Origin of the sequence: Pseudomonas onubensis, from assembly GCF_965653655.1 — a bacterium.
GTDB lineage: Bacteria > Pseudomonadota > Gammaproteobacteria > Pseudomonadales > Pseudomonadaceae > Aquipseudomonas.
This window is the reverse complement of record NZ_CBFHAZ010000149.1, coordinates 1-11,198: the sequence shown is the minus strand read 5'-3', so window position 1 is coordinate 11,198 and position 11,198 is coordinate 1. Positions and strand designations below refer to the sequence as shown.

12 protein-coding genes are annotated in these 11,198 nt (G+C 62.6%); 10 read left to right on the top strand and 2 right to left on the bottom strand.

Features of this window, described 5'->3' with window-relative positions:
* Positions 1-391: 391 nt before the first annotated feature.
* The gene (locus ACTD9P_RS28090) at positions 392-3,208 is read right to left on the bottom strand and encodes an ATP-binding protein (RefSeq protein WP_438870202.1); all 2,817 of its coding nucleotides are present in this window, start codon (positions 3,206-3,208) and stop codon (positions 392-394) included.
* A gap of 577 nt (positions 3,209-3,785) precedes the next feature.
* On the opposite strand from ACTD9P_RS28090, the gene ACTD9P_RS28085 reads away from it, so the two are divergent.
* The 8 genes from ACTD9P_RS28085 to ACTD9P_RS28050 all read left to right on the top strand — a co-directional run bounded on the left by ACTD9P_RS28085 (position 3,786) and on the right by ACTD9P_RS28050 (position 9,903).
* Entirely contained in the window at positions 3,786-4,058 is a 273-nt protein-coding gene (locus ACTD9P_RS28085; protein WP_017137583.1) for a BufA1 family periplasmic bufferin-type metallophore, read from the top strand.
* Positions 4,055-4,459, top strand: a complete 405-nt coding sequence (locus ACTD9P_RS28080) for a DoxX family protein (RefSeq protein ID WP_438870201.1) — start codon at positions 4,055-4,057, stop codon at positions 4,457-4,459. The genes ACTD9P_RS28085 and ACTD9P_RS28080 overlap by 4 nt, the downstream gene beginning before the upstream one ends.
* A gap of 21 nt (positions 4,460-4,480) precedes the next feature.
* Positions 4,481-5,242, top strand: coding sequence for an alpha/beta fold hydrolase (locus ACTD9P_RS28075; RefSeq protein ID WP_438870200.1), 762 nt, complete (start codon positions 4,481-4,483; stop codon positions 5,240-5,242).
* Positions 5,243-5,297: 55 nt separating this feature from the next.
* A complete protein-coding gene (gene bufA2, locus ACTD9P_RS28070; RefSeq protein WP_017137586.1) occupies positions 5,298-5,570 on the top strand; it encodes a BufA2 family periplasmic bufferin-type metallophore in 273 nt (90 codons plus the stop codon).
* A gap of 114 nt (positions 5,571-5,684) precedes the next feature.
* Positions 5,685-6,509 carry an MNIO family bufferin maturase gene (gene bufB / locus ACTD9P_RS28065; RefSeq protein ID WP_438870203.1) on the top strand — a complete coding sequence of 275 codons (825 nt, stop codon included), beginning with the start codon at positions 5,685-5,687 and terminating at the stop codon, positions 6,507-6,509.
* Positions 6,506-7,243 carry an HvfC/BufC family peptide modification chaperone gene (locus ACTD9P_RS28060; RefSeq protein WP_438870199.1) on the top strand — a complete coding sequence of 246 codons (738 nt, stop codon included), beginning with the start codon at positions 6,506-6,508 and terminating at the stop codon, positions 7,241-7,243. Before bufB ends, ACTD9P_RS28060 begins: the two co-directional genes overlap by 4 nt.
* Positions 7,244-7,344: 101 nt before the next feature.
* On the top strand, positions 7,345-8,709 hold the full coding sequence (locus ACTD9P_RS28055; protein ID WP_438870198.1) for an MFS transporter: 1,365 nt from the start codon (positions 7,345-7,347) through the stop codon (positions 8,707-8,709).
* A gap of 66 nt (positions 8,710-8,775) precedes the next feature.
* Positions 8,776-9,903 (top strand): MFS transporter, encoded by a 1,128-nt coding sequence (locus ACTD9P_RS28050; RefSeq protein ID WP_438870197.1) that lies wholly within the window; start codon positions 8,776-8,778, stop codon positions 9,901-9,903.
* Here the strand turns inward: ACTD9P_RS28050 and ACTD9P_RS28045 are convergent, their stop codons facing one another.
* Positions 9,904-10,425, bottom strand: a complete 522-nt coding sequence (locus tag ACTD9P_RS28045; RefSeq protein WP_438870196.1) for a DUF3087 domain-containing protein — start codon at positions 10,423-10,425, stop codon at positions 9,904-9,906. It lies immediately after the preceding gene.
* A 117-nt stretch (positions 10,426-10,542) separates the two neighbouring features.
* Here ACTD9P_RS28045 and ACTD9P_RS28040 point away from each other — a divergent pair, with 117 nt between their 5' ends.
* Both ACTD9P_RS28040 and ACTD9P_RS28035 read left to right on the top strand, forming a co-directional pair.
* The gene (locus ACTD9P_RS28040; RefSeq protein ID WP_219266706.1) at positions 10,543-10,722 is read left to right on the top strand and encodes a hypothetical protein; all 180 of its coding nucleotides are present in this window, start codon (positions 10,543-10,545) and stop codon (positions 10,720-10,722) included.
* Positions 10,723-10,737: 15 nt separating this feature from the next.
* Positions 10,738-10,941, top strand: a complete 204-nt coding sequence (locus tag ACTD9P_RS28035) for a DUF6021 family protein (RefSeq protein WP_438870195.1) — start codon at positions 10,738-10,740, stop codon at positions 10,939-10,941.
* Positions 10,942-11,198: the final 257 nt, after the last annotated feature.

Here is an 11,198-nt window from a genome sequence, read left to right as displayed (position 1 = left end):
TCGCGAATGCGGTGGGTCAGTAACAGATGAATTGACTGACACACCGCATTCGCGAGCAAGCCCGCTCCCACATTTAGACTGCGCTGCATCAGGTAGATAGGCTTTTGCCTTGCACTTGATCTGGCTCTTGCTTCAACCACTCAGGTCGGCTTTCAGGCCGCCGTGCTGTAGATCTTGATCTTGATTTTGATCTGAGACGCCCCGTTAACCACGATGGCCTTCGTTCTGGCACACCGAGCCTAAGCGGGGTGCCGAGTGGTGGGGCACAGACCTTTTGGTTACTTTTGGCTGGGCCGGCATTCCGGGCGTTTGCCAAAAGTGACCCGCCGTCAGGGCGGAACCCTAAGCCGCCATTACCCAAATAACGGATATACACCCAACCCAACCCCCATCACCGATGCTGAAACCGCGGCAACGCCGCAATCCGCAACTTAGGCTCCTGCAACCGCGCCAAGTCCGTAGCAATCTGCGCCCGCCAAAAATGCGCCCCTGCCAACTGCGCATCCACCCACGCCTGGCGCAGCAGCACCTTGGCTTTGTCCACCGACCCATAGCTCCCCTGGCGCAGGATCAGTTGCGCCTTGATCCGCAACATCTGCGGCACAAACCAGCGTTCATGACGGCCAACCGCCAATTGCAGCGTGTCTTCCAACACTTCCAACGCCAGTTTTTCCAGGCCCAGGCGTGCCAGGCCCAAGGCATATTCACATCGCAGCAGGCTGTAGAGCTGGCTGTCACCCTGGCTTTGCAGGTGGTGCAAGGCTTCGCCCAATTGCGGTACACCCGTTTCCGGCGAGCCCTCGCGGATCAGCAGAATGTTCTCGAAGCACAGCCGAAATTGCCGCCAGATCGGCAGGTCCTGACGGGCAGTACTGCTTTGCAGCAGGCCCAGGTAATAGCGCAACTTAGGCAGGTTGGACGCCAGCAGCGCCAGCGGCAGCGCGCCCAGGCACAGGGTGTACCAGAGGGTGGCCGGGTGGTCGAGGCTGATGGCGTCGTCCACACAGCTGGCGATCAGGCGCAATGCAGGGTCGACATCGCCTTCGAGCAGTTGCACCTTGGCCTTGAGGCTGCGGGCAGCAATGCGTTGGTCAAAATGCACGTCGATGATGTGCGAGCGCGGTGCCGATGGCGACCCAAGCGCTTCATCGATATTTTGCCGCGCGCCCAGCAGGTCGCCCATATGATACAGCGCCACGGCGCGCATGCGTTTGCCGAGCAATTGCTGGTTGCCGCTGCTGTTGAGGGTGATATAACGCTCGGCCAGTTCCAGGGCTTCGGTGTATTGGTTGCAGCCGCAGCGGTCGGTCCACAGGCCCCACAAGGCGCGCATTTTGTGTTCGGCATCGCCCAGGTCGCGAGCATCTTCGCGGACTTGGCGCCAGGCTTCGCGCATTTGTGCGCCGGTGCCGTACGTCAGCATCAGCACGCTGGCCAGGGCGGTTTGCAGCAGCATGCGCTGGCGCACGGCCAAGGGCGCGACGGCGTCGCTGGCCAAGCCCTTGTCGACCCAGGTTCGGCACTCACTGACCAGCGACAGGCGCAACCATAACGGCACACCGCCCAGGGTCAGTTCGATGGCCAGGGGCAGCTCGCCGCTGGCGGAATAGGCCCAGTCCAGGGCTGAGCGAATGGTGCTGTTTTCGGGGCCGTAGAGGGCGATCCAGGTGTCTGGCGACAGGCCGTCCAGGGTTTGCCCGGCTTCTTGCAACACGCCGAGGGCATAGTGGGCGTGGCGGCGGCTGGTGGAATTGACTTCGCCGTGTTCTTCGAGCTTTTCCAGGGCATAGGCGCGGGTGGTTTCCAGCAGGCGATAGCGTTTGAGCAACTGCGCCTCACCGGCAATCAACAGCGATTTGTCCATCAGGCTTTCGAGCAACGGCAGGGCGTTGCGTGGGTCCAGGCTGCTGCTGGCGGTCATGGCCTTGACCGCATCCAGGGTGAAGGAGCCGGTGAACACCGCCAGTTGGCGCAACATGGCCTGCTCCTCGCCACTGAGCATCGAGTAGGTCCAGTCCAGCGTGGCGCTGAGGGTGCGATGGCGGGCGAGGGCGGTGCGCCGGCCGGTCATTTGCAGGCGGAAACTGCCGTCGAGCAGGCCGACCAGTTCCTGGACGCCAAAGGTGCGTACCCGCGCGGCGGCGATCTCGATGGCCAATGCATTGCTGTCGAGTTTGCGGCAAATGGCGCAGACCGCCGCCACATCGGCGTCGCTGAACACAAAGTCGGGGTCGAGGGCGCGCACGCGCTCAACAAACAGGCGCACGCCGGACCAGGCCAGTGCCTCGCTGGCGTTGAGGCGGCTGTGTTCGTCGGGCACTTGCAGCGGCGCCAGGTCATGCACCCGTTCGCCGTCGGCACGTAGCGGCTCGCGGCTGGTGGTCAGTACATAACATTGCGGGGCGCAGCGCAGCAGGGTCTCTACTGCGTCGGCGGCGGCCGGCAATACGTGTTCGCAGTTATCCAGCACCAGCAGCAGGCGGCGTTCGGCCAAGGTGGCGGCGATGATCGGCAGCGGGTCAGCGCTGATGGTCTGGATCCCCAGGGCGCTGGCGAGCATACCGGCCACCCACTCGCCACTGGTGGCGGGCGCCAGGTCGACGAAGCAGGTGTCGAGTTTTAATGCATGCGCCAGCCGCTGCGCCACGGCGGTGGCCACGGTGGTCTTGCCGATGCCGCCGGGGCCGGTGAGGGTGACGAAGCGCTGGCTGAGCAACTGTTCGGCAAGGCTTGAAATCAGGCTGTCGCGGCCAATGACCTCGCAGGACGGCACGTGCAGCGCGGGCTCTTCAGCGCGTGCAAAGGGCACCGGCAGGCTTTCTTCGCCGGCGGTTTGCACGGTCACCGGCGCCACAAAGCGGTAACCACGCCCCGGCACGGTGACGATGTAGCTGAAGTTGCCATCGTCGCCCAGCGCCCGGCGCAACGCGACAATCTGCGCACGCAGGTTGCATTCCTCCACCACCACCTTGGGCCAGGCGAAGGCGATCAGTTCGGTCTTCTCCAGTAATTCGCCGGCGCGGGTGGCCAGGGCGATCAACAGGTAGAGGGCGCGGCTCCCCAGGCTGACCGGCTCGCCGTTACGCAGCAGTACGTGCTGCCTGGCCAGTAACAGGAAGGGGCCGAAGCCCAGGACATGCTCTGCGGCTGCCGGGGTCGGGTGATCGGCGTCCATTAAGGACACTGCGTGGTTCTTGCTCGAGCTCATCAAATCGTCCTTTTTATAGTCGGGCTTGTTATTGGCGATCAGGCCATTCGCCCTTTTTGGGGTGCAGATGTGCAGCAGCAGTCTTGGAAAGTTGATGTCGATCAAAAAGTCGGAAAGGCCGCCCTCCTTTGGGGCGTAATCGTTGTTATGGGCGTATCACGGCGGATGTTCCAGAGGATGAGACTGTCTCAAGCTTGAAACATTTTATTACCGGAAAACCTGATAAAGCAGAATGTATGCCAGTTGGCATGTATCAAAGATGACAACAACCATATGAAATTTATGGTGATTTTTAGGGTCGTTGGCGACCAGCGGACGCCTTCGTTCGGAAACACGAATATTTCTAATTGTGTCGTTCGGGATGCCGACTAAAACGCTGGCGATTTGGCGGTGGTTTATTGGCTTTGTATTACAAAGTATCCCTGCACCACCTTGATACATCGGCATGACGTTCTGGCGTGCCGGCGACACAGACCGGATACACGCCTGGCTTTAACTCTGTTCACCAGCCGGCGCAGGCGGTTACCCACCGCCACACGCGCCCTGGCCACACTCAGTCAAGCCAGGAGATCCACCGATGAAGCGACCCTACGCGGCCCTTGCGGCCACTTTCGCCCTGTCCCTCAGCGCCTTTGCGGCGATGGCCCATGCCGACGACGCCAAGCCCCAGGAAAAATGCTTTGGCGTGGCCCTCGCCGGTGCCAACGACTGCGCCGCCGGCAAAGGCACCTCGTGCGCCGGCACCGCCACCGCCGATTACCAGGGCAACGCCTGGGTATTGGTCGACAAGGGCACCTGCACCCAGATCAAGACGCCCAAAGGCTTCGGCAGCCTGACGGAACAGCCGTGATCCAGCGCCTGTTGCCCCAAGCGCTGCTGTTGCTGGTGGCACGGCTGGGTATCGCGGCGGTGTTCTTTTTGTCGGGGCGTACCAAGGTCAGCGGTTTTCTGAGCCTCAAGCCGTCGACCTACACCCTGTTCCGCTCGGAATACGCCTTGCCGCTGATCCCGCCGGACTGGGCCGCGCACCTGGCGACCTACGCCGAACACCTGTTCCCGCTGTTGCTGGTGCTGGGCCTGCTGACCCGCCCGGCGGCCGCTGCGCTGCTGGGCATGACCCTGGTGATCGAGGTGTTCGTATACCCCGAGGCCTGGCCGACGCACCTGACCTGGGTGGGCCTGTTGCTGCCGCTGCTGGCCTATGGCGGCGGGGCGTGGTCGCTGGATCGCCGGCTGTTCGGCAAACCTTAACAACCCTGATGGAGATACCCGATGCGCATGCTTTCTTCTTTGGCCATGGCCATGGCCCTGACTGTCCCCATGCTGGCCCAGGCGGCCGATGCACCGCAGCCCGGCACCGGTAAAAGTGTGGTGATCGTGCCCGGATCGTTTGTCGACGGTTCCGGCTGGCGTGTGGTGCACGACATCCTGATTCACAAGGGCTACAAGGTTACCGTGGTGCACCAGGGCCACGAAAACCTCGCGGCGGATGTGGCCGAGGCACGTGAAGTGCTGGAGCAACAAGTCGGCCCGGTGGTGCTGGTGGGCCACAGTTCCGGTGGCGCGGTGATCTCGATTGCCGGCGACCGCGACAAGGTCAAGTCGATGGTCTACGTCTCGGCCCTGCAGCCGGAAGTGGGCGAGAACATGGCGCAGTTGATCGGCTCGATGCCGGCGCCCAGCGATGACATCAAGCAGAGCCGCGACGGTCACCTGTTTTTCGATCGCAGCAAATACAACGCCGATTTTGCCGCCGACCTGACCACCAACCGCACCGACTTCATGGCCGCCTCCCAAGTGCCGGCCACCACCGCCTTGTTCGGCGGCACCGTGTGGGCGGCGGCATGGCACAAAAAGCCGACGTATGCCGTGGTGTCCACCGAAGACCGTGCATTGAGCCCCGCGCTGCAACGCTGGATGTATCAGCGGGCCGGTTCCAGGGTCACCGAAATCAAGGCGAGCCACGCGGTGTACATCTCCCAGCCTGAGGCGGTGGCGAAGGTCATCGAAGACGCTGCTTGCGTTATCAAATAATTGCTCTCAGCCCACACAGTTCTCACCTCGCACAGCACTCAAAGAGGAAATACCCATGAACACTGCACTCAAATCCCGTCTGAGCCTCGCCGCTGCCGCCGCCCTGATTGCCATGGCGTCGGCGTCATTCGCCAGTGCCGCCAGCGCCGCCGACCAACAGGAAAAACCCGGCCGCTGCTATGGCGTCAACAGCTGCAAGGGCGAAAGCCTGTGCGCCACCGCCAAGCACGACTGCAAGGGCCTTAACAGCTGCAAGGGTGAGGGCGTGATCGTCAAGACGCCGTCTGAATGCCTCAAGGCCGGCGGCACGTTGACTGAACCGAAATAACGCCTTCCTGTGGCGAGCAAGCTTGCTTGTGCAGCGCCTCCAGAAACGGGCGACTGCTGCGCAGCCGAGCGGGAGCAAGCTCCCTCGCCACAGTTTTTTGCTGGAGTACCGATGATGCCGACATTTAACCCACGCTTTTCCGGCTATGGCCTGGGACTGCGCAAGGAGCACTACTGCGACTTCCTGGAAACTTCGGTGCCCGTGGATTTTGTCGAAGTGATCTCTGAGAATTTTATGGTGGCGGGTGGGCAACCACGGCACATCCTGCGCCAGATCCGCGAGCGTTACCCGGTGGCGCTGCATGGGGTGTCGATGTCGATCGGCACCGCCGAAGGGCTGGACCAGGCGTACCTGCGGCGCCTCAAGTCGCTGGTCGATGAGGTGCAGCCGCTGTTTGTCTCCGACCACCTGAGTTGGTCGCGCAGCGGTGGTTTTAATGCCCACGACTTGTTGCCGGTGCCCTATACCGACGAGGCTCTGGACCGTGTGTGCGCCAATATTCATCAGGCTCAGGACGTGCTCGGCCGCACGCTGCTGGTGGAAAACCCGTCCAGTTACCTGGCGTTTGACGGTGCGTGCATGAGCGAATGGGCATTTATCACCGCCATGGCCGCGCGCACGGGCTGCGAGTTGTTATTGGACGTCAATAATGTGTTTGTCAGTGCCAGCAACCATGGCTTTGATGCCCTGGCGTTTCTTGAGGGCATCCCCGCCGAGCGCGTGCGCCAGATTCACCTGGCCGGGCATAGCCAGGGCCGTGAACTGTTGATCGACAGCCATGACAACCCGGTGTGCAGCGGGGTTTGGGATTTGTATGCCAAGGCCATTGCGCTGCTCGGGCCGGTGGCCACGATGATTGAGCGCGATGATGCTATCCCGCCGCTGGCCGAGTTGCTTGAGGCGCTGTCGATGGCACGGGCTTTGGGGCTGGCGCGATGAACCTGGCGCAGTGGCAACAGGCATTTCGCACCTGGCTGGTGAGTGCGTCGGATGACTCGGCCCGGCTGCTGGGCGACCACCACGCGGGCCTGGCGGTGTACCAGAACAACTATCGCGCGCAGTTGGTGGGTTGCCTGGAGCAGGCGTTTCCGATGGTGCGACGTTGGCTGGGAGAGGAGGCGTTTCTGGCGGCCAGCATTACCCATATCGACCAGCAACCCCCGCATGCCTGGACCATGGACGCGTATCCCGAAGGGTTTTACGCAACCTTGAAGACCGTGTTGCCGAATAACCCGGATGTGCACGAACTGGCCTGGATCGAGTCGGCGCTCAATGAAGCGTTTGTCGCCGCCGATGCGTCGCCCTTGCCGTTGCAAGCCCTGGCGGAGCTGGATTGGGACAGCGCCGTTTTACGCCTGACGCCGTCGTTGCGCTGCCATGGGCTGAGCACCAATGCCGAGGCTATCTGGTCGGCATTGTGGCAAGACGCGGCTGCGCCGCAGGCGATGATGCTGCCTGAGGCGGGCGGCTTATTGGTGTGGCGGCGGCAGTACACCTCACGTTTACGCCAGGTCAGTGCGTTGGAGCTGGAGGCCGTGTTGCACTTGCAGGCCGACGGCAGCTTTGCCGGGCTGTGTGAGTTTCTGGTTACGCGCCTGGGCGAAGAGGCGGGTGTGGCCCAGGCCGGTGAATACCTGGCCAGGTGGTTGGGCAGTGAGTTGATCGTCGAATGACGCCGACAAACATGAAAATTCGGACAGCCAGGCAATTGGCCACTGTAAAAAAACCGCGCAGCCCGTAATCTAATGGCCTTTGTCACCTGTGCGGATTGTTCATGTCTTCTGTTGCCGATGGGCTGCCCTCCAATAAACGCTTGCCGGCGGTGATCGCCTTGTCTTTGGGCATTGGCATGGCAACCCTGGACACCGCCATCGTCAATACGGCGCTACCGACGTTGGCGCAGGGTATCGGCACCGATTCGGCCTCGGTGATCTGGGTGGTCAACGCTTACCAGTTGGCGATTATCGCCACGGTGCTACCGTTCGCGTCGCTCAGTGATGTGCTGGGCCACCGGCGTGTGTACCTCGGCGGTTTGCTGCTGTTTATTGTTTCGTCGCTGTTTTGCGGGCTGGCCGGTTCGTTGTTGACCCTCACCGCCGCGCGGGTGGCCCAAGGGCTGGGTGCGGCGGCGGTGATGAGCGTCAACACGGCGTTGCTGCGGCATATCTACCCGTCAAAAATGCTTGGGCGCGGCCTGGGCTATAACTCGCTGGTGGTGGGGCTGGCCTTTACACTGGGGCCGACCGCCGCGTCGGCGATTCTGTCGGTGGCGAGCTGGCATTGGCTGTATCTGATCAACGTGCCGCTGGGGCTGCTTGCCCTGGGGTTGGGCCTGCGTTCATTGCCGACACTGCCGCTGACCGGCCACGCGTTCGATCGGTTGTCGGCGCTGTTGTGTGCCGGCCTGTTCGCGCTGTTGGTACTGGGCCTGGGCACGGCGGTGCATGGCGCCCAAGGCACACTGACCCTCGGTTTGATAGCGCTGGCGCTGGTGTGCGGCGCATTGCTGTTGCGCCGTGAAACCGGTCACCCGGCGCCGATGCTGGCCGTGGACTTGTTCAAGCGCCCGGTGTTTGCGCTGTCTTCCCTCACGGCCATCTGCGCGTTCAGCGCCCAGGGCCTGGCCTTTGTATCGCTGCCGTTTCTGTTGCAGGCGGTGCTTGGGCATAGCCAGGTGGCCACCGGTTTTCTGATGACGCCGTGGCCTGCAGTGGTGGCGGTGATGGCGCTGGTAGCGGGGCGGTTGGCGGATCGTGTGTCGCTGGGCCTGTTGTGCGGCATCGGCTTGCTGATGCTCAGCGCGGGCATGGCGGCGTTGGCGACCTTGGGCAGCGGCGCCAGCGCCTTTGATATCGGCTGGCGCATGGCCTTGTGCGGCGCCGGTTTCGGTTTTTTCCAGTCGCCCAACCTCAAGGCCATCATGACCAGCGCACCGTTGGCCCGCAGCGGCGGAGCCAGTGGCATCGTCGCGATTTCACGCTTGCTGGGGCAAACGCTGGGGGCCTCGTTGGTGGCGTTCTGTTTCCACCTCTCCCTGGGCAGCGGCCCGCAGTACGCGCTGTGGCTGGGCTGTGGGTTCGCGCTGGTGGGCAGTGTGGCCAGCGGGCTGCGCCTGTTGCCGTATAAACACAAGGTTTAGCCCTTGTAAAACACGCGGCGGCAACGCTAACGTGGCGGCCTGAATATTTCGGGATGTTTCAGATTTATGTCCAGCCTGGCCCTACGCACTGCTGATACCACCTCCCGACGTGCCGCACTGACCCTGGCGTTATGCCTGCCCAGCGACGTGCTGCTCTACTTGCTGCTGCCCATGGAATCCCAGGCCTTTGGCATCACCCTGGCCCAGGCCGGGGTGTTGCTGGCAGCCAACCGCCTGGTGCGGATTTTCGGCTACCGCCATGTGTTGAATTTCTACGCCCGCAATGGCGACCGGCTAACCTGCATGATCGCCGCCGGTGCCGCCACGGTGTGCGCCTTGGGTAACTCGATGCTGTCTGGGTTCGCCGCATTGTTGGGGCTGCGGCTGATCTGGGGCCTGTGTTTTGCCGCGCTGAACCTGTCGACCCAAGTGCTGGCCACCTCCGAGCCTGCTGGCGCGGCGCGCAGGGCAGGGCGTTCGAGGGCGGTGATCGCCCTCGGGCCGATGCTGGCGCTGCCGCTGGGTGGCTGGTTGACCCTGTGGGCCGGGCCGCGACCTATCTTCATGATTCTGGCCGGCTGCTGCCTGGTGGGGCTGTGGGTGGCGCGCGGCTTGCCGACTGGCGGGCATGATTTGCACAGCACCGGGCGGCGCTTCAAGTGGCCGGACAGCGTGGCCGTGTGGTCGTTTATCGAAGGCGTGGCGCTGGACGGGCTGTTTATCTTTGGCCTGTCGATTCAGGCGCAGAAGATCCTCGGCGGCGATGCAGTGCTGATCGCCGGTGGCCTGATGGCCCTGCGCTATGCCTCGGAAATGCTCCTGAGCCCGCTGGGTGGGCGTGCGGCGCAGCGTTTTGGCGCGACCTCGATGCTGTTGCTGTTTTCGTTCTTGAGTGCCTTGGCGCTCACGGCATTTGGCAGTTACTGGGTGATCGTTGGCGCAGCGGCGGTGCTGGTGTTGCGCGCATTGCAGCTGCCGCTGGTGACCACCTTGGTGGCCGAGCGCAACCCTGGCACGATGCGCGTTTCGGCCCTGGCCTCCAACGCGGTGTGGCGCGATGTCGGCGCTGGCCTCGGGCCGCTGTTGGCGGGGCTGTTGCTGCCGGTGGCGTCGGCGCCGTGGGTGTTTGGCCTGGCGGGCGCGGCGATTGCCGTCAGCGCGGTGTTCTGCTGGCGCGCGAAGGTTTCCAACTGACTATGGGTTTTTAAAGCCTTCCAGCCAGGCGGGGTCGAAGCGGGTTTGTTCGGTGTCGATCCCCAGTGCCTGCATCTTCGCCCTATGCGCTTGCATCTCGCCGACCAGTTGCGCCTGGGCGCTGGAGTTGGCGTCCAGGTCGTGCATCTGCGTCAGGCCCAGGTGGTAAAAACGCAACACCTTGAGAGCGGTGGGGTCGTTGGCCTGTACGCGGTCTTTGAGGGTGTGCATCACATTGGTCACGCGCATCAGGTTGCGCTTGAGCTGCCAGCCGTACACGGCAGGTGCAAGCCACTGCTGGGTCCAGAATGGGCCGCGTACCAGGGCGATGGTGATCAATACACCGGCGAATACGCCGCCGACGTTGAAGCGCAAATTGTCGCCGCCGGGTTCGCCGAACAGCATCACGGCCAGGGTCGACAGCAGCATGGCCAGGGCCATGAACAGCACAGCGATGATCAGTGTGCTGCGGCGGGTTTGTTGGCGGAAGGTGGCGGGGTCGCAGGGTTTGAGCTCGAACATCCGGGTCAGGTCTCAATAAAGGCGGGGTGGCATCTTCGCATGCTTTGGGCAAACAAGTTGAACGATGGCCTGGGGTGGTTTCTCTAAACCTGTGTAGCCCATTTGAGGTAAGCCATTATGTCTGAGTACAAGCAACCGCCGCCGGGTACACCCAACCCTGACCGTACGCCGGGAGAGGAGGAGCGTGACAACGATGCGTTGCGCCCTAATGACCCGGCCGAGCGTCAGGATGAAGATGATGTGGAGCGGGTTGAGGAAGATCTCGAAAACCTGCATGACAAAGCGCGACCGCTATAGGTTCAGGAGGTGAGTGTGAGTAATCATCCAAAAGGCCCGGGTTCGGGCGAGCATGCGAGCGGTGAGGATGAATTGGGGTTTGATCCGGATTCGCCTGATGTGTCGGACCCGCAGGTTGATCCTGTTGGGCCGGCGATTGCGCCGTTGGATAAGGACAAGTCTCAGGGGAAGAAAAAGGTGGATTATGATCCGTTGGGGGATCTTAAGAAGCCTGTGTGATTTTGGTTTGGTGTACATATCCGTTGCTGCGGTAACGGCGGCTTAGGGTTCCGCCCTGACGGCGGGTCACTTTTGTAAAGACACAAAAGTAACCAAAAAGTCTTCGCCCCACCACTCGGCACCTCGCTGTGGCTCGGTGTGCCCTCACTCCGGCTTGAATCCGTGGGCCGCCGCGATGGGCCATCCTTGGCCCAGCGCGGCTAACCCGGCGTCCTGCCGGGTTACCCACGGATTCAAGCCTGCGTTCGGCCATCGTG

Excerpts from the sequence above, each read along its gene's own strand:
- ACTD9P_RS28090 (WP_438870202.1), bottom strand. The coding sequence starts at position 3,208 with ATGAGCTCGAGCAAGAACCACGCAGTGTCCTTAATGGACGCCGATCAC.
- ACTD9P_RS28085 (WP_017137583.1), top strand. The coding sequence starts at position 3,786 with ATGAAGCGACCCTACGCGGCCCTTGCGGCCACTTTCGCCCTGTCCCTC.
- ACTD9P_RS28075 (WP_438870200.1), top strand. The coding sequence starts at position 4,481 with ATGCGCATGCTTTCTTCTTTGGCCATGGCCATGGCCCTGACTGTCCCC.
- bufA2 (WP_017137586.1), top strand. The coding sequence starts at position 5,298 with ATGAACACTGCACTCAAATCCCGTCTGAGCCTCGCCGCTGCCGCCGCC.
- bufB (WP_438870203.1), top strand. The coding sequence starts at position 5,685 with ATGCCGACATTTAACCCACGCTTTTCCGGCTATGGCCTGGGACTGCGC.
- ACTD9P_RS28060 (WP_438870199.1), top strand. The coding sequence starts at position 6,506 with ATGAACCTGGCGCAGTGGCAACAGGCATTTCGCACCTGGCTGGTGAGT.
- ACTD9P_RS28055 (WP_438870198.1), top strand. The coding sequence starts at position 7,345 with ATGTCTTCTGTTGCCGATGGGCTGCCCTCCAATAAACGCTTGCCGGCG.
- ACTD9P_RS28050 (WP_438870197.1), top strand. The coding sequence starts at position 8,776 with ATGTCCAGCCTGGCCCTACGCACTGCTGATACCACCTCCCGACGTGCC.
- ACTD9P_RS28045 (WP_438870196.1), bottom strand. The coding sequence starts at position 10,425 with ATGTTCGAGCTCAAACCCTGCGACCCCGCCACCTTCCGCCAACAAACC.
- ACTD9P_RS28040 (WP_219266706.1), top strand. The coding sequence starts at position 10,543 with ATGTCTGAGTACAAGCAACCGCCGCCGGGTACACCCAACCCTGACCGT.